This is a genomic window from Spongiibacter thalassae (assembly GCF_012272835.1).
Classification (GTDB): Bacteria; Pseudomonadota; Gammaproteobacteria; order Pseudomonadales; family Spongiibacteraceae; genus Spongiibacter; species Spongiibacter thalassae.
Map to the genome: position 1 here is coordinate 813969 of NZ_JAAWWK010000002.1, position 23533 is coordinate 837501.

The 23533-nt window shown below is 57.4% G+C and carries 22 protein-coding genes; 9 read left to right on the forward strand and 13 right to left on the reverse strand.

Translation table 11 applies throughout. The features are described from left to right. Window positions 1-35: 35 nt before the first annotated feature. Together HCU74_RS07965 and metH are read right to left on the reverse strand one after the other, a co-directional pair. Entirely contained in the window at window positions 36-254 is a 219-nt protein-coding gene (locus tag HCU74_RS07965) for a DUF2970 domain-containing protein (protein WP_210425146.1), read from the reverse strand. 104 nt (window positions 255-358) lie between these two features. Further along, window positions 359-4054: a methionine synthase gene (gene metH / locus HCU74_RS07970; RefSeq protein ID WP_168449855.1), complete on the reverse strand. Its 3696-nt coding sequence runs from the start codon at window positions 4052-4054 to the stop codon at window positions 359-361. Between the two features lie 180 nt (window positions 4055-4234). Between metH and nfuA the strand changes: the two genes are divergently transcribed. The 4 genes from nfuA to HCU74_RS07990 all read left to right on the forward strand — a co-directional run bounded on the left by nfuA (window position 4235) and on the right by HCU74_RS07990 (window position 6534). Then, window positions 4235-4837, forward strand: coding sequence for a Fe-S biogenesis protein NfuA (nfuA, locus tag HCU74_RS07975; RefSeq protein ID WP_168449856.1), 603 nt, complete (start codon window positions 4235-4237; stop codon window positions 4835-4837). Between the two features lie 66 nt (window positions 4838-4903). Then, complete coding sequence (locus HCU74_RS07980; protein ID WP_168449857.1) at window positions 4904-5323, forward strand: thioesterase family protein; 420 nt, start codon at window positions 4904-4906, stop codon at window positions 5321-5323. Continuing rightward, entirely contained in the window at window positions 5323-5784 is a 462-nt protein-coding gene (locus tag HCU74_RS07985; protein ID WP_168449858.1) for a YchJ family protein, read from the forward strand. Before HCU74_RS07980 ends, HCU74_RS07985 begins: the two co-directional genes overlap by 1 nt. Before the next feature lie 6 nt (window positions 5785-5790). Further along, window positions 5791-6534, forward strand: coding sequence for an endonuclease/exonuclease/phosphatase family protein (locus tag HCU74_RS07990; RefSeq protein WP_168449859.1), 744 nt, complete (start codon window positions 5791-5793; stop codon window positions 6532-6534). Between the two features lie 260 nt (window positions 6535-6794). On the opposite strand, the gene HCU74_RS07995 is transcribed toward HCU74_RS07990, so the two are convergent. Beyond that, on the reverse strand, window positions 6795-7874 hold the full coding sequence (locus tag HCU74_RS07995; protein WP_168449860.1) for a 3-deoxy-7-phosphoheptulonate synthase: 1080 nt from the start codon (window positions 7872-7874) through the stop codon (window positions 6795-6797). Window positions 7875-8003: 129 nt separating this feature from the next. On the opposite strand from HCU74_RS07995, the gene HCU74_RS08000 reads away from it, so the two are divergent. Together HCU74_RS08000 and HCU74_RS08005 are read left to right on the forward strand one after the other, a co-directional pair. Further along, window positions 8004-8264 carry a hypothetical protein gene (locus HCU74_RS08000; RefSeq protein ID WP_210425147.1) on the forward strand — a complete coding sequence of 87 codons (261 nt, stop codon included), beginning with the start codon at window positions 8004-8006 and terminating at the stop codon, window positions 8262-8264. Next, on the forward strand, window positions 8264-9649 hold the full coding sequence (locus tag HCU74_RS08005) for a TRAM domain-containing protein (RefSeq protein ID WP_168449862.1): 1386 nt from the start codon (window positions 8264-8266) through the stop codon (window positions 9647-9649). Before HCU74_RS08000 ends, HCU74_RS08005 begins: the two co-directional genes overlap by 1 nt. 14 nt (window positions 9650-9663) lie before the next feature. On the opposite strand, the gene HCU74_RS08010 is transcribed toward HCU74_RS08005, so the two are convergent. From HCU74_RS08010 to gloB, 10 genes are all read right to left on the reverse strand, one after another. Beyond that, on the reverse strand, window positions 9664-10806 hold the full coding sequence (locus tag HCU74_RS08010) for a methyltransferase (RefSeq protein ID WP_168449863.1): 1143 nt from the start codon (window positions 10804-10806) through the stop codon (window positions 9664-9666). A gap of 6 nt (window positions 10807-10812) precedes the next feature. Further along, window positions 10813-11703, reverse strand: a complete 891-nt coding sequence (locus HCU74_RS08015; RefSeq protein WP_168449864.1) for a tyrosine-protein phosphatase — start codon at window positions 11701-11703, stop codon at window positions 10813-10815. Next, window positions 11700-12815: an AraC family transcriptional regulator ligand-binding domain-containing protein gene (locus HCU74_RS08020; RefSeq protein WP_168449865.1), complete on the reverse strand. Its 1116-nt coding sequence runs from the start codon at window positions 12813-12815 to the stop codon at window positions 11700-11702. Before HCU74_RS08020 ends, HCU74_RS08015 begins: the two co-directional genes overlap by 4 nt. 90 nt (window positions 12816-12905) lie before the next feature. After that, complete coding sequence (locus HCU74_RS08025; RefSeq protein ID WP_210425148.1) at window positions 12906-13901, reverse strand: ABC transporter ATP-binding protein; 996 nt, start codon at window positions 13899-13901, stop codon at window positions 12906-12908. Beyond that, a complete protein-coding gene (locus HCU74_RS08030) occupies window positions 13894-14889 on the reverse strand; it encodes an ABC transporter ATP-binding protein (RefSeq protein WP_168449866.1) in 996 nt (331 codons plus the stop codon). The genes HCU74_RS08025 and HCU74_RS08030 overlap by 8 nt, the downstream gene beginning before the upstream one ends. After that, window positions 14886-16760, reverse strand: a complete 1875-nt coding sequence (locus HCU74_RS08035; protein ID WP_246864484.1) for an extracellular solute-binding protein — start codon at window positions 16758-16760, stop codon at window positions 14886-14888. The genes HCU74_RS08030 and HCU74_RS08035 overlap by 4 nt, the downstream gene beginning before the upstream one ends. After that, window positions 16753-17814 carry an ABC transporter permease gene (locus tag HCU74_RS08040; RefSeq protein ID WP_210425149.1) on the reverse strand — a complete coding sequence of 354 codons (1062 nt, stop codon included), beginning with the start codon at window positions 17812-17814 and terminating at the stop codon, window positions 16753-16755. The genes HCU74_RS08035 and HCU74_RS08040 overlap by 8 nt, the downstream gene beginning before the upstream one ends. Next, window positions 17814-18842 (reverse strand): ABC transporter permease subunit, encoded by a 1029-nt coding sequence (locus tag HCU74_RS08045; RefSeq protein WP_168449867.1) that lies wholly within the window; start codon window positions 18840-18842, stop codon window positions 17814-17816. Before HCU74_RS08045 ends, HCU74_RS08040 begins: the two co-directional genes overlap by 1 nt. 58 nt (window positions 18843-18900) lie before the next feature. Next, window positions 18901-20523: a lytic transglycosylase gene (locus tag HCU74_RS08050; protein WP_246864485.1), complete on the reverse strand. Its 1623-nt coding sequence runs from the start codon at window positions 20521-20523 to the stop codon at window positions 18901-18903. A 7-nt stretch (window positions 20524-20530) separates the two neighbouring features. Then, window positions 20531-21301, reverse strand: a complete 771-nt coding sequence (gloB, locus tag HCU74_RS08055) for a hydroxyacylglutathione hydrolase (protein WP_210425150.1) — start codon at window positions 21299-21301, stop codon at window positions 20531-20533. A gap of 91 nt (window positions 21302-21392) precedes the next feature. On the opposite strand from gloB, the gene HCU74_RS08060 reads away from it, so the two are divergent. Genes HCU74_RS08060 through dnaQ form a run of 3 tightly spaced genes read left to right on the forward strand, consistent with a single transcriptional unit; the run spans window position 21393 to window position 23388 of the window. Continuing rightward, complete coding sequence (locus HCU74_RS08060) at window positions 21393-22154, forward strand: class I SAM-dependent methyltransferase (RefSeq protein WP_168449868.1); 762 nt, start codon at window positions 21393-21395, stop codon at window positions 22152-22154. 31 nt (window positions 22155-22185) lie between these two features. After that, window positions 22186-22617 (forward strand): ribonuclease HI, encoded by a 432-nt coding sequence (rnhA, locus tag HCU74_RS08065; protein ID WP_246864555.1) that lies wholly within the window; start codon window positions 22186-22188, stop codon window positions 22615-22617. 51 nt (window positions 22618-22668) lie between these two features. Beyond that, entirely contained in the window at window positions 22669-23388 is a 720-nt protein-coding gene (gene dnaQ, locus HCU74_RS08070) for a DNA polymerase III subunit epsilon (protein ID WP_168449870.1), read from the forward strand. Window positions 23389-23533: the final 145 nt, after the last annotated feature.

Below are 23533 nucleotides of genomic sequence, written 5' to 3' on the forward strand. Positions count from 1 at the left end.
CTTTTTTTACGGCTGGATAATTCCTTTTCCCCTTGCTAGTGGCTGTTCAGTACCACCTGCACCACGGTGTACACCGTACCGATAAACACCAACACGAAACCAATTGCCGCGATCACATAGTTGCGAAAGCGACCGTGGTTAAAGTCCCTTTCGCGATTCTGGCTGCTCTGCACACCAAAGGCAGCGGAAATGACACTGCCTATCACCTGGAGTGGCCCCGGCTTTTGCTTGTTGTCGTCAATGGCTCGATTCATGGCAAATAATGTCTCCGGTTTCTGATACCCGTAATGGTAGGCCGTAAGCGGCGAATTAGCTAAGCGGATTTTTCGCTTAGCTAATTCGAGCGAAGCGCACAGACTCAGGGATCATAGTCCAGAATCGGTGACAGCCAGCGCTCCATCGTTGCCATTTCCATGCCCTTGCGTCGGGCAATATCGGCGACCTGATCCTTGCCGACCCTGCCTACGGCAAAATAGCGGGAATCGGGGTGGGAGTAATAAAAGCCGCTGACTGCCGCTGCCGGGTACATGGCCAGATGTTCGGTCAGGCTGATGCCGGTCTGCTCTGTCGCTTGCAACAGCTTGAACAGGGTTGTTTTTTCGGTGTGGTCCGGGCACGCGGGATAGCCCGGGGCCGGACGAATACCGCGATAGGCTTCCTTGATAAGCTCCTCGTTGCTGAGTGACTCGTCGCTGGCATAGGCCCAGAATTCCTTGCGCACCCGCAGGTGCAAGTGCTCGGCGAAAGATTCGGCAAGGCGGTCGGCCAGTGCCTTGACCATAATTGCGCTGTAGTCGTCGTTGGCCTGCTCGTATTCCGCGGCGAGTTCATCGGCACCAAGGCCTGTGGTCACCGCGAAGCCGCCCACATAATCCTGCACACCACTGTCGGCGGGGGCGATGTAGTCGGCGAGGCTCAGCTGCGGTTTGTCGTCGGGCTTTTGCGCCTGCTGACGCAGGTGGTGTAGCAGGGCAATTTGCTCGCCCTGGTCGTCCAGTACTGCAATGTCGTCGCTGCCGTGTCGCTGTGCCGGCCAAAAGCCGATGACGCCGTTGGCGCGCAGGCGCTTGTCGGCGATCAGTTTGTCGAGCATGACCTGGGCATCGTTAAACAGGTTGGTGGCGGCTTCGCCGACCTTTTCATCGCTGAGAATGCGCGGGTATTTTCCTGCCAGTCCCCATGAAATAAAGAACGGTGTCCAGTCGATGGTTTCCCGTAGCAGGTCCAGTGAGTAATCATTGAATACCCGAGTGCCCAGAAAGCTGGGTACGGGGGGCTGATAATTAGCCCAATCAAACTGCAGGCCACGCTCACGGGCCTGCTCATAGGATAGCAAGCGCTTTTTCTTGCCACTGTTGTCGCGGCGGGCTCTTACGCGCTCGTATTCGTCGCGGCGTTCAGCGACAAATTTTTCCTTCATGTCCTCGCTGATCAGCTGGGTGGCGACCGCGACACTGCGCGACGCATCGGGCACATACACGGTGACGTCGTTCTGGTATTTGGGTTCGATTTTTACCGCGGTGTGGGCCTTGGAGGTGGTGGCTCCACCGATCATCAGCGGTACACTGAAACCCTGTCGCTGCATCTCCGAGGCGACGTGGACCATTTCGTCCAGAGAGGGGGTAATCAGGCCGCTCAGACCGATAATATCGACGTTTTCCGCCTTGGCGGTTTCCAGGATTTTGTCGCAGGACACCATCACCCCAAGGTCGATGACCTCAAAGTTGTTGCACTGCAGGACAACGCCGACAATATTCTTGCCGATGTCGTGGACATCGCCTTTTACCGTCGCCATCAGTACCTTGCCGTTGGCCTTGGCGCCGACTTCTTTCAGGGCTTCGATATAGGGGTTGAGATAGGCCACTGCCTGTTTCATGACCCGGGCGGATTTCACCACCTGGGGCAGGAACATTTTGCCGTCGCCAAACAGGTCGCCGACAACGTTCATGCCGTCCATCAGCGGGCCTTCAATAACGTCGATGGGTTTGGCGGCCTCCAATCGGGCGGCTTCGGCGTCCTCTTCGATATAGGTGGCGATGCCTTTTACCAGCGAGTGCTCTATACGCTTGGCCACAGGCCACTCGCGCCAGCTGAGATCTTCCTTCTGCTCTATACCCTTGCCATCGCCGCGGTATTTCTCGGCGATATCCAGCAGGCGCTCGGTGGCGTCGTCGCGCCGGTTGAGAATCACATCCTCTACGCGCTCACGCAGTTCCTCGGGCAGGTCGTCGTAAATCGCCAACTGGCCGGCGTTGACGATCCCCATATCCAGGCCGGCTTTGATGGCATGGTAGAGGAACACCGAGTGGATGGCCTCACGCACCGGGTTGTTGCCGCGGAAGGAGAACGACACATTGGACACCCCTCCGGATACCATCGCGTGGGGCAGCTCTTTTTTGATGTAGGCGGTGGCCTCAATAAAATCCACCGCGTAGTTGTTGTGTTCGTCGATACCGGTGGCAACGGCGAAAATGTTCGGGTCGAAAATAATGTCCTGGGGCGGAAAGCCAATTTCCTCCACCAGAATATCGTAGGAGCGTTTGCAAATTTCCGCTTTGCGGGCAAAGGTGTCGGCCTGGCCGTCTTCGTCGAAGGCCATCACCACCACGGCGGCGCCGTATTTCATACATTGGCGAGCGCGCTGGCGAAACTCATCCTCGCCTTCCTTCAAGGAGATGGAGTTGACGATGGGCTTGCCCTGAATGCACTTCAGCCCCGCCTCAATGACCTCCCATTTGGAGGAATCCACCATGATCGGTACGCGGGAAATATCCGGCTCCGAGGCAATAAGGTTGAGGAAGGTGACGATGGCCTTTTCGGCGTCGAGCATCCCCTCATCCATATTAATATCGATCACCTGGGCGCCGTTTTCTACTTGCTGGCGAGCCACCGACAGGGCCTCGTCGTAGTTGCCTTCCAGGATCAGACGCTTGAAGACCGCAGAGCCGGTAACGTTGCAGCGCTCACCGACATTGACAAACAGGCTGTTACTGTCAATGTGGAAGGGCTCCAGCCCGGCCAGTCGGCAGGCGGTTGGGCGGGGCTTGACCTCGCGGGGGGCGACGCCTTCAACGGCCTTGGCAATCGCTTCGATATGGGCCGGGGTGGTGCCACAACAGCCGCCGACGAGGTTGAGAAAACCGCGCTGGGCAAACTCATGCAGCTCCAGCTGCATATCGGTGGGGGTTTCGTCATATTCGCCGAATTCATTGGGCAGGCCCGCGTTGAAGTGGCCGCTGAAATAACACTCAGAGGCTTCCGCCAGCTCCTCGACAAAGGGGCGTATCTCGCTGAAACGCCTGCCGCAGTTGGTGCCGACAATCAGCGGTTTGGCATGGGCGATACTGTTCCAGAATGCGGTTGGGGTCTGCCCCGACAGGGTCCTGCCACTGGTGTCGGGGAAGGTCACCGATATCATGATTGGCAGTTCGACCTGATGGTCTTCGAAATACTGCAGCACAGCGAAAACCGCCGCTTTGGCGTTCAGGCTGTCAAAAATGGTTTCGATCAGCAGCAGGTCGGCACCGCCGGTAATCAGGCCGCGGGTAGCGGCATAGTAATCTGCCACCAGCTTGTCAAAATTAATATTGCGCGCACCGGGATCATTGACGTCCGGCGAAATCGACGCCGTGCGCGGTGTCGGCCCGAGCACACCGGCAACAAAGCGCGGTTTATCGGGGTTTTTCGCGGTCTCGGCGTCGGCGACCTCGCGGGCGAGGCGGGCACCGGCGACGTTCAACTCTTCGGCGATCTCGCCAAGTTCGTAGTCGTCCTGGGCAACGGCGGTGGAGTTGAAGGTGTTGGTTTCAATAATATCGGCGCCAACATCAAGAAAATCCTGGTGTATTTGCCGAATCAACTCTGGTTGTGTCAATGTCAGCAGGTCGTTATTGCCACGCAGATCCTTGTGGTAGTCGGCAAAACGCTCGCCCCGGTAGGCCGCTTCTTCTAGCTTGTGGGTCTGAATCATGCTTCCCATAGCACCATCAATCACCAGAATGCGGTTTTTGAGGGATGATTTCAGTAATTCGGTGCGTGGTGTTGTCTGATTCATGTACATCCTGATGATTAGGCTATGGGCGATATCGATGCGATTGCGGCGGCCTATTGAGGCTGGGGCCGGATTGCGCTTCGTGGTAAACTTGCGAATTCTAACAGATACTCCGCCGAGCATATAACTTTGAGTTACAGCTCGTTAGCATCGACGCTCGTCCGGAGCATACAAGAGGTGAACATGAGTACAGAGCAAAGCAAGGTCAATATCACTATCACCGAGTCCGCCCAGGGCTATCTGGCCGAGTTGCTTTCCAAACAAGAAGACGTGATGGGCATTCGAGTGTTTATCACTCAGCCGGGCACGCCAAAGGCCGAGACCTGTATCGCCTATGCCCGCGAGGGTGATTTGAAAGACGCCGACGAGGTGGTGGATTACCCCCAGTTCAAGGCCTACTTCGAGGGGCGCAGCGTGCCGTTTCTCGACGAAGCATTTATCGACTACGCCAAGGATCGTATGGGAGGCCAATTGACCATCAAGGCGCCCAATGCCCGCTTGCCCAAAATCAGCGCCGACAGTCCGCTGGAAGACCAGGTGAACTACGTGCTGTACAACGAAGTGAACCCGTCCCTGGCGGCCCACGGCGGTGAAGTTTCCCTGCAGGAGCTGACTGAGGACAACTACGCGATTTTGAAATTCGGTGGTGGCTGTCAGGGTTGCGGCATGGTCGATGTCACCCTCAAGGAAGGGGTGGAGAAAACATTGATCGAGAAAGTGCCGGGCCTCGCAGGGGTTAAGGACGTGACTGATCACAGCAACACCGAGAACGCCTACATTAAATAGTCCAGCCCGATGTTCGCCCCGCGCGTCGGGGCGTCGCTTTATCTCTCCCGCTCACAGGACATCGTTGTGATTCTTTTGCCCTATACATGCACCCTTATGCAGGTGCGTTTTTCAGATCTCGATATGATCGGACATGTGTCCAACAGCAACTATGCCTCCTATTTCGATATGGGCCGCATCGACTTTTTCAAAGAAGTTGAAAAAATGTCCACCGTTAAGCGCCCCCACCATGTGGTGGCCAGCGTCAAAATGGATATGCTGCGGGAAATTCGGTTCGATCATAAGGTGGAAATCGCGACCTGGTGTTCGCGGGTGGGAACAAAAAGCATGACCATAGAGCACCTGATCTTTGCCGATGGTGAAATTGCCACCACGTCGCAATCGGTACTGGTCGGCTTCGACCTCAAAACCCGTCGTTCCACCCCTTTCCCGACAGATTGGGCGCCCACCGATCCCGCGTTGATTCCGGTTGTGCCAGGGCGGTGATGCCGGGTTTGTGCCCCTGTGGCAGCGGTGCTGACTACTCCACCTGCTGTGGTCGCTTCCACAAGGGTGAATGGGCGCCATGCCCGGAACAACTTATGCGCTCCCGTTACAGCGCCTATGTGGTTGGCGATGCGGATTATCTGTACCACACCTGGCATCCCTCAGCCCGGGGAGAAGAAACCCTGGACCAGTTTCGGCGTTCTCTCGGCAAGAATAATTGGCTAGGGCTGCGAATTCTTCGCGCGGAACAGGTCAAAGGCCGAGACCTTGTCGAATTTGCCGCCTTTTATCGCGACGACAGAGGAAAGCTCGCTCAACTCCATGAAGAGTCGGTATTTGTGGAAGAGGGTGGCCAGTGGTACTACCTTGAAGGTCGGTTTCTGCCCGACCTCAAGCTGGGGCGAAATGACGCGTGCTACTGCGGCAGCGGTCAGAAACGGAAGAAATGCCACCCGGATTAAGTCGCTATGAAAAACAGCCTGCGAATTTTGTCGTACAACGTGCACAAGGGGTTTAACGTCGGCAACCGTCGTTACCTGCTGGACGATATTCGCGAGAGCATCCGCGAGGTCAATGCTGACGTGGTGTTTCTGCAGGAGATCGTTGGCGAAAACCGCCGACATGCCCGGCGGCTGGATAACTGGGTTGATGCCTCCCAGTTTGAATATCTCGCCGACAGTGTTTGGCCCCACTTTGCCTATGGCCGCAATGCGGTGTACGAGCACGGTCACCATGGCAACGCCATTCTCAGCAAGTATCCAATTATTCACAGCGACAATATCAATGTTTCGGTATCGCGCAATTCTCATCGCGGCTTGCTGATGGCGATGGTAGCACCGGATATCTACTTAATCTGTGTGCATATGGGATTGATGGGGTGGGAGCGTCAGCGCCAGTTTCAACTGCTGAGTAAGGCTGTTCATCAGCGGGTGCCCGCCACCGCCCGATTGATCGTTGCCGGGGACTTCAATGACTGGCGGTTGCGTTTGCATCGGCCCATGTGTGCCAACCTTGGTCTGCGCGAAGCGCTGACCGAAATCCAGGGGCGACCAGCGCAAACTTTTCCCGCCAAGCGGCCACTGCTGCCGGTGGATCGTATTTATTTTCGCGGCTTTGATGTGAGCGCCGCCGAGGTGTTGCGTGGGGAGCCCTGGCGCTCGCTGTCTGACCATTGCGCGCTGTATACCGAGCTGAGTTATTCGACGAGGTAAGTAAGCCGATAAAGCACTGCAGTTGTTATCAAGCCCCGGGGCGAATCGTCTACTGGGCGGTTGGCAATAAGCCCGGCGGGAAAATAAAAAAGCCCCGGAGAACCGGGGCAAGGCCATAGATGGTATAGAAGCACCTAATTCTTTACGCGAAAGACTCGCTGCTGGATTGAAATATGTCACATTCCAGTGCAAGCGAGTTATTGAGGGTGTAAAAAAAGGCGCCGTGGGCGCCTTTGACATTACGTGGTATTCGCGAAAACTCAGACCAACCGCTTGCGCTTGGGCAGAACATCCCGCAGCTTGTCGCGCATATCCCGCAGCGCGGCTTCAGTATCTTCCCAGCCGATACAGCCGTCGGTGACCGACACACCATATTCCAGAGTGGATAGATCCGCTGGAATTTTCTGGTTACCGGGATTGATATTGCTTTCGATCATCAGTCCGACGATGGAGGTGTTGCCTTCCAGAATCTGGTTGGTCACATCTTCCATCACCAAGGGCTGCAGTTCCGGCTTCTTGTCGGAGTTGGCGTGGCTGCAGTCGACCATGATGTTTTTCGGGTAGTTGGCCTTTTCCAGTGCACGCTCGCAGAGTTTGATATGCACCGAATCGTAGTTGGGCCCAGCACTGCCGCCGCGCAGCACGACATGGGCGTAGCGGTTGCCGCGGGTGTGGATAACTGACACCTGGCCCTCGTTGTTAATACCGAGGAAACGGTGGGGCTTCACCGCCGAGCCGATGGCGTTCATGGCAACATCAAGGCCGCCATCGGTGCCATTCTTGAAGCCAACCGCCGAAGACAGGCCGCTGGCCATTTCCCGGTGGGTCTGGGACTCAGTGGTGCGGGCACCTATCGCCGACCAGGAAATGCAGTCCTGCAAGTACTGGGGAGAAATCGGGTCCAGTGCCTCGGTAGAGGTGGGCAGGCCCATTTCGCTGATGTCCAGCAGCAGCTTGCGACCAATGTGCAGGCCTTCCTCAATTTTAAAGGTATCGTTCAGATAGGGGTCGTTAATCAGACCTTTCCAGCCCACTGTGGTGCGGGGCTTTTCAAAATACACCCGCATGATAATCACCAGGGTGTCGCTGAGTTCGTCGGCGAGCTTTTTCAGGCGGCCGGCATAATCCTTGGCCAGCTCGACGTCGTGGATAGAGCAGGGGCCTACCACAATAAACATACGGTGATCTTTGCCGTCCAGGATATCACGCACGGTGTCGCGTCCCGCCGCAACAACTGCTTTGGCAGTGTCACTCAAAGGCAGGGCAGCCTTGAGTTTGGCAGGGGTGATAAGAACTTCCTGGGCTTCGACGTTCAGGTTTTCAATAACTGTTTCAGACATAGGGTTTCCGGATTCTGATCCTGGCTACAATCGCAGTAAAGCCTGACATTCTAACTGAAATGGCGGGCATTAAAATATCAACCGGGGGGAAACAAGGCTAAAATACGGGATTTCGCGGGTGATTTTGAAATGATGATGAGGACATTAGTCCTTTTGTTAGCGATGGCGAGTGGCAATGTCGCGGCAGATGACGAGGCAGGTGATGCGCTGCCGGTGGTGAAGCTGGGCCCCCAGCTGCGTATTGTCGATGCGGATTACTCCGCGGTGCCCTGTGAGCAGTTGCACCTGATACAGCCGCAATCCCCCGGTGAAAAGGCCCGGCTTGCCCAGCGCAAGCAGCAGTGTGTCGAGCGTTATCGGCAGTTTATTCCTGAAAAAGGGCTGCGCTAATGGCACGGATTTTCAAACCATCCAAGGGTAAGTCATCATCGAAAAAACCGCGCAATCATCGCGCCGGCGCTACGAGTCAACGAGACTTCGAGGTCCTGCGCTACGCCGATGATGGTCGCGGCATCGCCATCGACAACGGCAAGGTGGTCTTTATTGACGGTGCACTGCCGGGGGAGAAGGTTCACGCGGAGTTGATAAAAACCGGCAAACGCTTCGATGAAGCCCGGTGTCTTTCCGTACACAGCCCCTCGCCGCTGCGGGTTGAACCAACCTGCGGGGTATACCAGCATTGCGGGGGATGCCAGCTACAGCACCTGAATTACCGGGGGCAGCTTGAATATAAGCAACAGCGTCTGAAAAAAATCATTGCCGGGATCGCTGACGATGTGGCAGTTGGTGCAATGCCTTCTACGGCTTTCGGTTACCGTCATCGCGCACGTCTCAGCTATCGCCTTGGGCATCTGGGGTTTCGTCGCCGGGCCAGCCACGAGGTGGAAAATTTTGTTCAATGCCCGGTGTTGATGCCCGAACTGGAAGGGGCAATTGATGCGGTTCGCGGGCCATTGCTGGCGGCGTTGAAACCGAGCAAAAGTGCCGAACTGCATTTTGCTCTGGGCACTACCGCGACGGGGGAGGTGGCGGTTGGCTTGAGCCTGGAAGATCAGGCGGCGCGGACATCGACATGGTGCATGGCGCTGGCGAAAGCGCTGGCGCCGGCAGTGATGCTACAGCGGGTCAGCAGCGTCGGTGGTGAATGGTGCCACCCTGAAGCAATGCCGCTGAACTATGATTTTTCTTTTCGCCACGCCGACACCGACGAAGCCGATTCCAGCCAGGGTCGCGGCGAGTTTTTTGCCGGCGATTTTACCCAGGTCAATCCGGCGATTAATCAGCGGGTAGTAGAGCAGTGCCTCAGCTGGCTCAAGCCCCAGGCGGGGGACCTTATCGCCGATTTTTTCTGCGGTCTGGGTAACTTCTCCTTTCCTCTGGCCCAGTGCGGTGCGCGGGTGGTGGCAATGGATGCCGGTGCGGCAATGATCGAGCGCGCGCGACAGGTGTCAGCGCGGTACCCTGGCGAGCCTGCCATTAACTTTCACCTTGCTGACCTGTTTGATGAGGGGCAGATTGCCTTGCCAAAAGGGATAAACAAGGCGGTTCTCGATCCTCCCCGCGCCGGTGCCAAGGCCCTGTGTCAACGGCTGGCGGGGCACAAAACACTGCTTGAAATCGTGTATATCTCCTGCGACCCCGCGACTCTTGCCCGTGACCTGGTAACATTGACCGAGGGCGGTTGGCGGGTTCAGGGCGCTATCAGTGTGGATATGTTCCCCCAGACCCACCACCTGGAAAGCATGGTGTATTTGACCCGCAGCGGCTTGAAATAAACCGCGTTAGTGCATTATTTGGTCGCCAGCAATACCACGAACTTGGCGTCGGAGTGGAGGGTGGTGCACTGGGTAAAACGTTTGGCCAGTGTGGTGTGGTAGCCAAGGTGTCGGTTGCCGACAACACACAGGTACCCGCCGGGTCGGAGGAACCGCAAGCTGTGCTCAAACATTTGCTGGGCGATATGGTCGCCGATCTGTTGCTCCTGATGAAACGGCGGGTTGCATAACACCAGGTCGAAAGGTGGTCCGCTGTAGCCGGACATACAATCATCCCGATGAAAGCCACATCGGCTGCCATCTTCCAGGTTGCCCAGCACGTTGCGCCGGGCGCTGCTCACCGCGAGGTGAGATTCATCGAAAAATTCAACCCGGGCGTTCCGCCAGTGGCGGGCAGCCACAACACCGAGCAGGCCATTACCGCAGCCAAGGTCGGCGATGTGGGCGGAAGCGTCGCGGTCCAAGGGGAGTTTGGGCAGGGCGTCGAGCAACACTCGACTGCCACGGTCGAATTTACCTCGGGAAAAGACATTGGCGTGATTGCCAAGAATCACTCCCAGGCCGTCGTCGCGGGTGACTTCCCAGTCGTCGCTGTACCCTTCATGGTCGCTGCAAAGGCTATTCACGGCTACCAGCCTGGCCTTCTTCCAGGCCAGACTGGCCTGGGCCTCACCCAGGCTCTCGCCGATAAGCGCCAGCGTCGAAGCATTGAGATACTTGGCCATGGTGGCGCCAACAAAGTGTTCCGGGGCGCGTAGCAGGGGGCGCAGGCGCTCCAGCTGATAGCGCATCAGCGAATGGCTGCGGGGAAGTCGATAAATAATCCGGTCGAAGTGACCTTCGGGCAGGTCGGTACTGGCGATAAACTCCGGTTCCCGGCATGTATTGATATGGGCGTTTTCACAACAGGCGAGCTGGGCGCTCACCGAGTCAGACCAATGGCTGCAGTCGAACTTTGCCAGCGCGCAGGACAGGGCGCCGAAGCTGTCGTTAACAATGAGTATACGGCTTTGTGGAGGCAGGTTTTGCTCGGCCAACTGGTTCAACAGATAGCTGTCGGCAGCGTCCCAGGCCTGGAGCACTTCATTGCGCCGGCGGGGGCGGCGCAGGAGCTGAAACGAGCCAAAGGGAGTGTCCAATAACTTGGTGTCGGTCATTGGCGACTATTCAGCCTCAAGCAGCAAGTCGGCCAGTCGCTGGCGGTGGTCGTCGCCAAATTCCAGGCCCTGGCGCAAATAATTGTCGACGTTGCCGTAGTGCTCGTCGATCAGCTCAAAAGCGGCGTTGAGAAACTGTGGCTGTACCTGGAACAGTACGCGTAAGGTTTCCGGGCTGACCGCCCAATTCTTGCGCTCGAAAATACCCTTGAGCAGGCTGTCGATACGCTCGGCGGTGTAGGTATTGGTCGCCAGGTAGTCGTTCATAATCACGTCTCTGTGTACCCCCAGAGCCATTAACACTACGGCGGCGGCAAGCCCGGTGCGATCCTTGCCCGCGGTGCAATGGAATACCTGCGGGTAGCTGGAGGCGTCGAGCAGGGAGTGCAGCCATTCGCGGTATACCGGGGTGAAGTTGGCGACAAATTCGCGGTTGGCATCGACCAGGTACTGTTCCATATCAGCGGGGGTTACGTCGTCCTGCATCAATCGCACGGTTACCCTGTCCACCTGTGCGGCCTCAACGGTAATCGGCATGGGGTCGATGCGCACCTCATGCTCTTTAAGCAGGCGGTGGGGAGCATTGGTGCGCTCGTCGTCGGAGCGGAAATCGACAATGCGCTTGACCTCGAGCCGGGCGAGGTATTTCTGGTCTTCTTCGCTCAGGGCAGACAGTTTGTCAGAACGGTATAGCTTGCCCCAGCGGAGCCGGCGGCCGTCTTCGGTCAAATAGCCACCCAGATCGCGAAAATTGTGCACGTGGTCAAAGGGCAGCTTGCGCAGGGCCTCCCGATGCTCGGGGTCAAGCAATTGGGGCAAAGGCCGGTTTTCAGCGATATCCTGCTGGGTCATTAACTCATCACTGTGCATGGCATTGATAATTTCTGAGCGCTTCATGGGGCTTCCTTGGATTGGTGCTGATCGGCGTAGGCGGCGGGCTGACGGCTGGCGCGATATTCGCCGGGGGTCATACCCGTCCACTTTTTAAATGAGCGGTGGAAGGCGCTGGGTTCGTCGAAGCCCAGCAACGCGGAAACTGCGTTGATCTTCAGCTCGGGCTGGTTCAGCCAGCGCATTGCGTGTTCCTTGCGTAACTCGTCCTTGAATTGTTGGTAGGTGGTGCCAAAATCCTTCAGTCGTCGGCGCAGGGTGCGCACCGACATATTAAGGTGGGCCGACATGGCCACGACGCTGGGGAATTCGTGGCTCAAATCATTACCGACAATCCGTTTCATTTGTGACAGCAGAGAGCTGTCGTCGTCTTCCTGGGACACCAGTAGATGGTAGGGAGCGTCGCGCAAAAATTTGCGCAGGGATTCCTCGGTGTGTACCAGCGGACAATCCAGACAATACTCCGCCAGAAGAAAGGCATTGTGGTCGCAGCCATAGACTATTTCGCAGCCAAATAGCTGCTCGAAATAGCGAGTGTTGTCGGGCTTGCTGGACTGGAGGTGAACGGCGATCAGCTCCAGCGGTTTGCCGATCAGCCATTGGCAGAAACGACGCCAGATCGCCATGGTGTAGGCGATGGTGTGGCGCTGTTCGTCGGTATCGTCGCTTTCAGCCAGTTCGGTATCGCTGGGAAAACGGTAAAAAGCGGTACCATTGCCGAGCCGCTCTACGGGTTTGTGGGCGGCGCTGGGTACGTCGCTGAGGGTGCGGCAAAAAATAATAAACTCAGAGGCACGGCGCAGGGCTTGTTCCAGGGTTTCGCAATGAATGATAAACAGGGTGAGCATGCGAAAACTGCCCGCCGGGGTGCGCTGGCGCAGCCCCAGGCCGAAGGATTCATCCTGTAACAGCCACATCACCCGACGGTAGATCAGAGAATAGTAATGGGCATCAATGGGCGCATCGAGATCTGCGTTCTCGGCCATGGGGTTAATGGGCAGTTGCAGTGAGCGCAGCAGTTCGGCGCTGTCGTAGCCCTGGGCTTCAGCCACCTGCAACATGCTGCGGGCGTACTTGAGGGGCACTGGATCTTTGTGGGCGTTGGTATAAGGGGGCACAGGGTTTACCAGATTGTTTTTATAGCAATAGAGCGCATGTCTCGGCTTTTGCTAGTTTACGGTAAACCATCATTGATTTCTCCCTTGTGCTCACACGGCGCTGGCTGTGGTGGCAATGATTTCCCGCCAGTGGTGGCAGGCTGTTTGGTGGGCGGTGTTCGGGTCGGCAATCAGCGCCGGTTCCTCCCGGGTACAAAGCTCGGTCCTGTGGGGGCAGCGGGCGGCGAAGCGGCAGCCAGTGGGAATTGCCATGGGGGAGGGCAAGTCACCGCTCAGTGGTGCTCGCTCCACGGGGCTGCTGCCGATTTTCGGCACTGAGTCCATCAATGCGCGGGTGTAGGGGTGGCGGGGCTTGCCGGTAACGCTGGAGGCTCCGGCGACCTCCAGCAGGCGGCCCAGGTACATGACCGCAATGCGGTCACTCATATGCTGTACCACCGAAATATCGTGGGAGATGAACAGCATGCTCAGCGACAGTTCCTGTTGAATATCCAGCAACAGATTGAGAATTTGTGCCTGTACCGATACATCGAGGGCGGACACCGCCTCGTCACACACCAGCAACTCGGGCTTCAAGGCAATCGCCCGGGCGATACCGATGCGCTGGCGCTGGCCACCGCTGAATTCGTGGGGGTATTTGTCGGCGGCGCTGGCGGGCAGGCCGACCATATCCAGCAGCTCGTTCACTCGTGCCTGACGGGAGCGATGATCGCCCAGACGATGAATAATCAACGGTTCCTCGATAATGGTACCCACCGTATGGCGGCTGTTCAGGGATTCCGAGGGGTCCTGAAAGATTATTTGCATCTTGCGGCGTAGGGGGCGCTTCTCGCGATCGCTCAACCCGGCAATGTTCTCGCCACGAAACAGCACTCGTCCTGAGGTGGGCCGGTGCAAATTGAGCAGGGCCTTGCCCAGGCTGCTTTTGCCGCAGCCTGACTCGCCGACCAGCCCCAGTGTCTCTCCTGGCTGGATACTGAAACTGACCCCGTCAACCGCCCGCAGCAGGCGTTTTGGCTGTAAAAACCCCTGGCTCTGGGGAAAGTGCAAGGTAAGGTCTTCAACCTTGAGCAAGGGGTTAATCATTGAGCTTCTTCCAGTGGTGGCAGGCCACCGCGGCGCCGTCGGTGAACGACTCAAGGGCCGGGTCGGTGTTCAGGCAAAGATCATCTGCGTGGGGGCAGCGGTTGGCAAAGCGGCAGCCGGTGGGCATCTGATCGATACCGGGAACCTGGCCGGTCATCGCCGCCAAGCGGGTTTTTGGCTGTTCCGCGGCGGCGGGCAGCGCCGCGAGCAGGCCCTTGGTGTAGGGGTGTCGGGGCGAGGCAAACAGTTGCTCTGCGGGTTGCTGTTCGACAATTTTACCCGCATACATTACTGCAATACGGTCGGCCAACTGGGCGACCAGGGCAAGGTCGTGGGTGATAAACAGCATCCCCATGCCACGCTGTTGCTGAAGGGAAATCAGCAGACTGATAATTTGCGCCTGAATTGTCACATCCAGTGCGGTAGTCGGTTCGTCGGCAATCAGCAATTTGGGCTCACCGGCCAGGGCAATGGCGATCATCACCCGCTGGCGCATTCCCCCCGACAGCTGGTGGGGGTAGGCGTTGACTCGCTCTGCTGCTGCGGGAATGCCGACATCCTCCAGCAGTGTCAGTACCCGCTGCCGACGGTCACCGGCCTTGAGGCCGGGAAAGTGCAGGCGCAGTACTTCCTCGACCTGCCGTCCTATGGTGTGCACCGGGTTCAGCGCGGTCATGGGATCCTGAAATATCACCGCGATCTCGGCGCTGCGCAGCGTGCGCAGTCGCTGCCGGGAAGCGCCGGCAAGGTCTTCGCCCCGGTAGCGTACCTGGCCGCCACTGATACCCGCCTGAGGGCGGGGCAGCAGCCCGAGAATCGACATTGCGGTCAGGCTTTTGCCGCAGCCGGATTCGCCCACCAGGCCAAGGGTTTCTCCTGCGGCAACGGTAAAACTGACGCCGCTGACCATATCCCGGGAGATACCGTGATCGTTGCGGATGGCAACATGAAGCTGCTCAACCGACAGCAGGGGAGAGGAATCAGTCATGGAGCCTCCGGCCAGCGCTTGTCGAGAATCATCAGTGGCTCCAGGGGCTTGCCGTCGGCTTTCAGGGTTTCGATGCGCTGCTTCTCCTCGTCGTCGATCCAGAACAGGCCGCCACTGCCCCCCAGCGGGTCGAACAAGCGGTCGCTGGTACGGGTGCCGTAGTGTTCGGGAAGTTTCAGCCAGCGCCAGAAGGCCTCGCGGGTGTAGGGCACCATAAAGGTGGGAATAAACGAGCCCTGGTCGTGCACCAACTGCTCCAGTTCGTGGGCCAGACGCACCCGTTCTTCTTTCGCGGTGGCCTTGCGGTAGGCGTCGATTTTGGCGTCGATTACCGGATTATCGGTATTGGTTACATTGTTGGTTTGCGGCTTGTGGGCGTTGTCGGAGTGATAGAACTGCCAGTATCTCGGGGACAGACCCCCACCGGACCAGCCCATCCACGCCGCCTGGTGATTGTTCTCAAGAATTTGCTTAAAGGCCGCCGAAGGGTCGAGCAGGCGCAGTTGCAGGTCGATACCCGCTTTGCGTGCCTCCTGAGCCAGCACCACCAGTCGGTCGTTATGGCCACTGTTGTAATAGGTGACCCGGATTTCCAGGCGGCGATTATTCTTGCGGCGAATGCCGTCGCTGCCGAATTCCGTCCAGCCGGATGCCTCAAGCAATTGGCTGGCTTTGGCAATGTCGAAACGGCGTGCCCGAATCGTTGGATTGGTGTAGTCACCGTAACCAACATGGGCGGTTTCAAGCCGCTCGTAATCCCCCCGTAATACGGTGTTGATGACCTTGTCGATATTCAGTGCGTGGGCGAGGGCGTGGCGCACATTGATGTCGTCGAGGGGCGGCGCATCCTCATTTAAAAACAGGCCGGATATGGGTTGCGGCACATCATTATAGAACTTGATTTTGCCGACATAGCCCTTGTCGTAGATGTCACCCTGGGCCTTTTTATGCCACAGGCGCGGCATGATCAACGGGAAGCTGTCCAGCTCGCCCTTGCGAAAATACTGGTAGGCGATATTGATGTCGCGAATCAATTTGACGCGAATAAAATCCGGGTTGTAGCGATGCTTGAAGAATCGCTTGTCGTTGGCCCACCAGTCGGCCTTGCGGCGAAACTCGATGTACTTGCCCTTGCGAATACTGTCGATGATATAGGGCCCGGTATTGGGCTCAATGGCCCAGTTGTAGTCTCTGACCCAGTTTTCATCGAGCTTGTGGAACTGCCGGGGCACCGGCGACAGGCTGTATTCGAACAGCATTTCGTCCCGGGGTTTGGCCACCGCACCCAGTACCCCCAGAGTGTGGTCGTCGTATTTGACCACCTCACGTATCACCTCGGTGAAGTAGTTGTTATACCAGGGAGCCAGAATATGGGGCGAGCGCATAAACTCCAGCGCGAACACAAAGTCGTCGGCGGTGACCGGCGTGCCGTCAGACCAGCGCGCGTCGGGGTCAAGGCGGAAAAAAATGCTGTGGCCATCGTCGCCAAAGGCCCAGTGGGTGGCGAGCTCGGGAATCGGGTTGAGTGTGTTGGGGTGAATGCCCACCAGACTCAGATTGTTGGCGCGCATATAGTTGGCAAAGCTGCCATTGGAGTCGGGGCCAACCAGACGCAGGGTCAACGGAAAGGTCGTAATAAAATCACGAAAGCGCCCGCCGCGTTTTGCCTGAGGGCTGGCAAAGGGAGCGTCGCTGGTATTGGTTTCCCAGGTCAGCCCGGGGGGCAGGGTGGCGGGTAAATGCAGGGTGTCGTCGGCCGCGCGGTTTTCGCCTTGTTCGGCCAAGGCAAAGGGCGTGGCGAACAGGCTGCACAGCAGCGCGAGACTGAGGATACCCAGCATTGACGAAAAATGACGACAGTAGTTACTCATAAAAGCTGAATTTTCTCGGGTCGTAGGCATCGCGAATGGCTTCGCCAACGTAGGCGACCAGCATCAGTATCAGGGTCATCGCTGTGACCACAGAGCCCACCAGCCACAGTGACTCCAGGTTCTCGGTGCCCTGTTTTAGCAGCTCTCCCCAGCTGGGGGTCGGTGGTGGCAAGCCAAAGCCCAGATAGTCCAGAGCGGTGAGGGAGGTGATGCCGCCGGCAACGGAAAAGGGCACAAAGGTAATCAATGTGGAAACGCTATTGGGCAGAATGTGGCGAAACACAATCCGGCTGCCCGAGGCGCCCAGCGCCCGCGCAGCCATAACGTAGTCTCGGGCCATTTCCTTATAGGTGGCGGTGCGCATATACCAGGTCATGCTGGTCCAGCCAAAAAAGGCCATTATCAGCAAAAGGGTCCAGAATCCCGGAGTAATGACCGAGGCGACGATCATAATCACGTAAAGGAAGGGGATATTGGACCAGATCTCGATAATCCGCTGGAAGAACAGGTCGAATTTTCCACCCCAATAGCCCATCAAACAGCCGATGGCGACGCCGACCAGATAGGTAAAACCCAGCAGCAGCAGCGAAAACACCATGGCGGTGCGAAACCCGTAGATCAACCGGGCAAAGACATCGCGGCCACTGGTATCGGTGCCCAGCAGGTGACCACTGGTCAGGGAGGGGGCATGGGGGGGGAAATCCCCGGCGATAAGGTCTGTCTCCAACGGGCCGAAGGGCACCGGCGGCATCAATACCCAGTTGCCTTCGTCGGCGTTGGCAAATTGAGACTTGAGTTCCCGGTAGTTGACCTCGTAGGCGTAGTCCAGACCGAAATCCCGCCCGCTATGGGTGGCACCGTAGGTAGGGAAATACAGCTCCCCCTGGTAGTACACCACCAGCGCCCGATGGCTGGCGAGCATTTCGGCGGCAAAACTGAGGCCGGTGAGCAGGATCAACAGACAGGCAGAGATGTATCCGCGCCGGGACTGCTTGAAGCGCTGCCAGCGCTTTCTAGCGACGGGGTTGCGCAGCAAACGTGATACCAGAGCCATCAGTGAACGCCTCCGCCGAAGCGAATTCGGGGGTCGACCAGAGCGACGCAAATATCGGAAAGAATATTGCCGATTAGATAAAGCAGGGAGGAGATCACCAGAATCCCCATCACGATCGGGTAGTCCCGCTCAATAATAGCTTCGTAGCCCAACAGACCAATGCCGTCGATATTGAAAATGGTCTCGATCAGAAACGAGCCGCTGATCAGCAGGGAGATATTGCTGCCAAAGGAGGTGGCCACCGGAATCAGACTGTTGCGCAGGGCGTGGCGGCGCACACTCTGGCCCAGGCCAAGCCCCTTGGCGGCAGCGGTGCGCATATAGTCGGTGGACAGATTATCCATCAGGGCGTTTTTCATCATCAGTGTGGTGACCGCAAAACTGCCAGCCAGGTAGGCAATCAGCGGCAGCGCCGCGTGATGGAAGATATCTTTGGTCTTTTGCCAGGGGCTAAGTTCACTGAAATCGTCGGACACAAAGCCCCCCAGCGGGAACCAGTCGTAGTAGCCGGCAAAGAGAGAGATCAGCGCAATACCGATAACGTAGCTGGGCAGGGCGTAGCCCAGAAATACCACCGCAGACGATGCGCCGTCGAAGCGCCCGCCGTGATACATGCCCTTGAGCAAGCCGAGGGGAATACACACCAGATAGGTCAGAATCAGGGTGGTGACCCCGTAGAAAATCGATACCGGAAAGCGCTCGCGAATAATCTGCCACACCGGATCCTGATAGCGGGTAGACAGACCGAGGTCCAGTTGCAGCACTTTTTTGAGCCACAGGGCGTAGCCGGTGAGAATCGGCTTGTCGAAGCCGTAATATTTCTCCAACTCGGCCATCTGCTCTTCCGACAGGGTACCGCCGCCCTGACTGCGCTGTAGGCCGCCGGTTTCGCCGCCCAGCTGTGCCTGGGTCATCATGCGTTCAATGGGCCCACCCGGTACCACTCGGGTAATGGCGAAAACGAGCAGCGTAATGCCGATAAATGTGGGAATAATCAGGAGAAAACGGCGTAAAAAATAACCTGCCATATATGTCTGTAGCCCTCGGGGAGGGCAACACCTTCCGCAAAATTTTCCCTAGTCTACCTCAAAGATCGGCTGTGGTGATGTCCACATACAGAGTTAGTGCCTGGCCGGGTTGCAAATAGCGACCGGGACGCAGTGAATTCCATTTGACGATATCATTCACACTCAAATTAAACCGGCTGGCGATACGCGAGAGATTGTCGCCATTGCGCACTCGATAGCCGACCTTCTTGAGATGGCCGTCGGGGTTGTGGCCGCTTTTGGTGTAGATCGCCAGCGTCTGGCCCGGCTTGATCAAAGCCCCTTTGTCCAGGCGATTCCAGCGAATGAGGTCGCGAGTGGATACCTTGTGGGCGCTGGCGATCTCGCTCAGGGTGTCGCCGGATTTTACCCGGTATTCCCGCTTTTTAGTGCTCGCGGTGCCGCGGTTGAGCGACTGCAAGGGCGTGTTTTTCGACCCGCCGGGAATCAACAACAGCTGGCCGGCTTTCAGTAAATCCGAGTCGAGATTATTGCTGGTGCGCAAACTGGCAACATCGACGTGGAATTTGCGGGCGATGGTAATCAGATTGTCGCCGCTTTCAACCTTGTAGCGGGTCCAGCGTACCCGGTCTTCCGGGGCGAGGTCGGCGATGTTCTGGCTGAACAGGTCGGCCTTGGCTTCGGGAATCAGCAGGTAGTGCGGTCCCTCCGGTGCGGTGACCCAGCGGTTGAATCCGGGGTTCAGGCGGTACAGCTCGTCGAGGGTGACATCGGCGAGGGAGGCGGCCTTGGCCAGGTCGATCTGGCTGCCGACATCGACTTTAACAAAGTGCTGGGTGTCCGGCACTTCCGGCAGTGTCAGGTTGTAGCTGGACGGCGCGCCAAATATTTTTACCAGTGCCAACAGCTTGGGCACGTAGCGCTCGGTCTCCTTGGGTAAATCGAGGGACCAGAAATCGGTCGGCTTACCCGCTTTGCGATTACGTCGTATGGCGCGGTTAACTGTGCCTGCGCCGGCGTTGTATGCGGCGAGGGTGAGCATCCAGTCGCCGTCAAAGCGCCGGTTCAGGTCGCTGAGATAATTCAGCGCGGCGTCGGTGGCCACCAGTACGTCGCGGCGACCGTCATACCACCAGTTCTGTTCAATACCCACGTACTTGGCTGTGCTGGGGATAAACTGCCACAGTCCTGCGGCGCGGCCGTGGGAGTAGGCAAAGGGGTCGTAGGCGCTTTCTACGAAGGGCAGGAGTGCCAGGTCAACCGGCATATCCCGGGCTTCCAGCTCCTCGACGATATGGTGAATATAGCGGCCAGCGCGTTTGCTGACATTGCCCAGGTAGTAGCTGTGCTCGGCGTACCAGGCCTCCAGTGCGTCGACCTCGCTGCGGCTGACGTGCTCGGCAAATGTCAGCTTGTCGCTGATGCGATCCCACACATTGGCGTAGCTGGCCAGGGCTTCGCTTTCGCCAATGTCCTCGGGCTCGACAAATTCTGTGTTGTCGATTTTTTTCTTTTTAATGGCCTTTTTCATATAGGCCTGACACTGAATCAGCGCGGCGTTTTCCGGCTTGCTGCAGCGTCCCTGTTTATTGTAGGTGCTGTACTGTCGCGGTGCGTTGCTGGCGCAGGCACTGAGCAATGCGGCGCTAATCAAGGTCACAGTAAAGGGCCGAATCAGGCCGGATAAGGTCAGGTTTGTCATGATGGCTTCAACTATTATCTTTCCACGTTCTCAGGGCGGCAAAAATCTCGACCTGCGTGTAGTTATCCAGATCGTGCTCGCGGGCAATATTGCGCTGCAGGCTCGGTATGGCACTACGAAGAAACGGGTTGGTTTTTTGTTCGACGGCGATGGTCGAGGGAAGGGTGATTCGATTGGCCGCGCGCAGGGCTTCGGTTTCCCGATAGCGCTGTTGCAAATCGGCGTTTTCCGGTTCCGCTTTCAGGGCGAAACGAAGGTTGTTAAGGGTGTACTCATGGGCGCAGTACACTCGGGTGTCCGCGGGTAGGGACTGGAGCCGACCTAGCGATTCGAGCATCTGTTCCGGGGTTCCTTCAAACAGCCGACCGCAACCGCCGGCAAACAAGGTATCCCCACAGAATAGCAGCTTATTTTCTGCGCAAAAGTAGGCAACATGGTCAAGTGTGTGACCGGGTACGCCAATCGTTGTGAATTCGACGCCGTGTACGGCGACAGTGTCGCCGTCAGCAACGACGCAGTTTAATGCAGATGTCGATGATTTCGGCCCAATTGCCGGTACATCGCCGCATTTTTCGATAATTTCGCCAATTCCACCGACATGGTCTGGGTGGTGATGCGTCACCAGAATTGCGGTAAGCTGCAAATGGTGCTCGCGCAAATAGGCGAGGGCTGGAGCCGCCTCGCCGGGATCAACCAGCACAGCGTCGGCGCCGGATGTGATACACCAGATGTAGTTATCGCTGAACGCCGGTATAGGCGATATTGACAGTTGGGTCATTATTTTTACCTCGTGGTGCTCAGGGTAAACATATCTTGTTAGTTAGACAAGTCGCGCGCTGGTCCAGCGCCTTGGCAAGGGAGGTTCAGCAATGTCACGTTGGCGAACACAGCACTCACCCGATATTCTGCACCCCGCGCTGCGGGAGTGGTTTCGCACTCCGGTGGGGCAAACGGTGTTGCAGGAAGAGCAGGCGCTGATTGTCGATGCGCTGAGTGATCGCAGCACCGCCGGGCGCTGCCTGCTTAAACTAAGCGCGATTCCCGAGCGCTGCAATCTGGAGGCTGCCTTTAATCAGCGGCAGTTCAACCTCGGCAATATCGCCCAGTACGGCTTCAGCCAGGTGCTGGACGCGGTTTGCGACTTTCACCAGCTACCGATTGCCAACGAGTCACAGGACATCGTTGTGCTTCACCACCTCCTTGAATTCGTTGAGAATCCTCACAAAGTGTTGAGAGAGGTTGAGCGGGTATTGGTTCCCCACGGCAAGGTGGTGGTGTGCGGTATTAATCCCTGGTCCTTGCTCGGTCTGCGCGGCCGTTTGGGGCGTCTCAAGCGCAGTGCCATGTGGCAAAACCACAGTCTGAGCATCAACCGCATCAACGACTGGCTGTCTTTGCTTGGGTTTGAATCCTATAATGCGCGCTACGCTTTTCATCGTTTGCCGATCAACCGACCGGCTTATTTCATGAATCATGCCAGTTTATCCAGCCAAGTGCCCCTGGGCGGTGTATTTGTGCTGGCCGCGACGAAATACCGGGCGCCACTGACACCGGCGGCAGACTTTAAAAAGCGGGGCCAAATTCTGCGCCACCCGAGCCTGGCGGGCGCGACACGCAATGTGCGGGATTAACCCGTTCTGTATAAGGTACTGAATGACAGATTTGAATGTAGTGGAAATTTTTACTGACGGAGCCTGCAAGGGAAATCCAGGTCCCGGCGGTTGGGGAGTGCTGCTGCGCAGCAAGGGGCAGGAGAAAACCCTGCACGGCGGCGAGCGCGCCACCACCAATAACAGAATGGAATTAACCGCTGCCATCGAGGGCTTGAAGGCGTTAAAGAAGCCCTGTGAGGTGGTGTTAACCACCGACTCGCAATACGTGCGCAAGGGCATTACCGAGTGGATGCCCAATTGGAAAAAGCGTAACTGGCGTACCGCTTCCAAGGCACCGGTGAAAAATGCCGACCTCTGGCAGCTGCTCGACGAATTGAACAGTCGCCATCGCATTGATTGGCGTTGGGTCAAGGGGCACAGCGGGCACCGCGAAAACGAAATTGCCGACCAGCTTGCCAATCGCGGTATAGAAGAACTCTGATCCCTTCATCTTGCCGCCAAGTCGCGGCAAACATACAGCTCCGGGAAAACTATGCGCCAGATTGTATTGGATACCGAAACCACCGGTATCGACCTGAATGACGGGCACCGCATCATAGAGATCGGTTGCGTTGAGCTTATCGACCGCAAACTGACCGGTCGGCATTTTCATCAGTACCTCAATCCCGAGCGGGAGGTCGAGGCGGGGGCCATCGAGGTTCACGGGATTACCAATGAAATGCTTCGCGACAAGCCGCTGTTTGCCGCCGTTGCCGACGAGTTTTTTGAGTTTGTTCAGGGCGCGGAGCTGGTGATTCACAACGCCCCCTTTGACGTCGGCTTTCTCGATATGGAATTGGCCAGACTGAATCGCGGCTTTCCCAAATTGGCACAGGTGTGTTCGATCGTCGATACCCTGGTAATGGCGCGCAAAAAGCACCCGGGGCAGCGCAATACCCTGGACGCACTGTGCGGGCGCTACTACGTTGATAACTCCCAGCGGGACCTTCACGGGGCACTGCTGGATGCCGAGATTCTGGCAGACGTCTACCTGCTGATGACCGGCGGGCAAACGGATTTGGCGCTGGCCGCCGAAAGCGGCGACAGCAAAAATGCCGACGGCAGCAGCACCCTGCGCAGAGTCAGTGCTGACCGTCCCCCCCTCAAGGTCATTCGCGCCTCGGCAGAGGAGCTGGCGGCCCACCAGGAGCAGTTGGACATCATCGACAAAAGCAGCGGCGGCAACTGTTTATGGCGATCCGGCGATTCCTGAACGGCGTTCTGAGTACTGGTAGGTATTTCCGCGGTTTCCCCCTGTGCTCGCGCTCCATTAGCTGCTAAAAAGCGGTGTAAGGCGGTAACTGATGCCGCGCTGTACAGCAGTATTTGAAGGTATGATCTCGGTGCTGCGTTATTGA

Bases quoted from the DNA above. Each gene is read 5' to 3' on its own strand.
- dnaQ (WP_168449870.1), top strand. From the start codon at position 22,669: ATGCGCCAGATTGTATTGGATACCGAAACCACCGGTATCGACCTGAAT.
- gloB (WP_210425150.1), bottom strand. From the start codon at position 21,301: ATGACCCAACTGTCAATATCGCCTATACCGGCGTTCAGCGATAACTAC.
- HCU74_RS07995 (WP_168449860.1), bottom strand. From the start codon at position 7,874: ATGTCTGAAACAGTTATTGAAAACCTGAACGTCGAAGCCCAGGAAGTT.
- HCU74_RS08040 (WP_210425149.1), bottom strand. From the start codon at position 17,814: ATGGCTCTGGTATCACGTTTGCTGCGCAACCCCGTCGCTAGAAAGCGC.
- metH (WP_168449855.1), bottom strand. From the start codon at position 4,054: ATGAATCAGACAACACCACGCACCGAATTACTGAAATCATCCCTCAAA.
- HCU74_RS08010 (WP_168449863.1), bottom strand. From the start codon at position 10,806: ATGACCGACACCAAGTTATTGGACACTCCCTTTGGCTCGTTTCAGCTC.
- HCU74_RS08050 (WP_246864485.1), bottom strand. From the start codon at position 20,523: ATGACAAACCTGACCTTATCCGGCCTGATTCGGCCCTTTACTGTGACC.
- HCU74_RS08060 (WP_168449868.1), top strand. From the start codon at position 21,393: ATGTCACGTTGGCGAACACAGCACTCACCCGATATTCTGCACCCCGCG.
- HCU74_RS08025 (WP_210425148.1), bottom strand. From the start codon at position 13,901: ATGATTAACCCCTTGCTCAAGGTTGAAGACCTTACCTTGCACTTTCCC.
- HCU74_RS08015 (WP_168449864.1), bottom strand. From the start codon at position 11,703: ATGAAGCGCTCAGAAATTATCAATGCCATGCACAGTGATGAGTTAATG.
- HCU74_RS08045 (WP_168449867.1), bottom strand. From the start codon at position 18,842: ATGGCAGGTTATTTTTTACGCCGTTTTCTCCTGATTATTCCCACATTT.
- HCU74_RS07965 (WP_210425146.1), bottom strand. From the start codon at position 254: ATGAATCGAGCCATTGACGACAACAAGCAAAAGCCGGGGCCACTCCAG.
- HCU74_RS08005 (WP_168449862.1), top strand. From the start codon at position 8,264: ATGGCACGGATTTTCAAACCATCCAAGGGTAAGTCATCATCGAAAAAA.
- HCU74_RS08030 (WP_168449866.1), bottom strand. From the start codon at position 14,889: ATGACTGATTCCTCTCCCCTGCTGTCGGTTGAGCAGCTTCATGTTGCC.
- HCU74_RS07990 (WP_168449859.1), top strand. From the start codon at position 5,791: ATGAAAAACAGCCTGCGAATTTTGTCGTACAACGTGCACAAGGGGTTT.
- HCU74_RS08000 (WP_210425147.1), top strand. From the start codon at position 8,004: ATGATGATGAGGACATTAGTCCTTTTGTTAGCGATGGCGAGTGGCAAT.
- HCU74_RS08035 (WP_246864484.1), bottom strand. From the start codon at position 16,760: ATGAGTAACTACTGTCGTCATTTTTCGTCAATGCTGGGTATCCTCAGT.
- HCU74_RS07985 (WP_168449858.1), top strand. From the start codon at position 5,323: ATGCCGGGTTTGTGCCCCTGTGGCAGCGGTGCTGACTACTCCACCTGC.
- nfuA (WP_168449856.1), top strand. From the start codon at position 4,235: ATGAGTACAGAGCAAAGCAAGGTCAATATCACTATCACCGAGTCCGCC.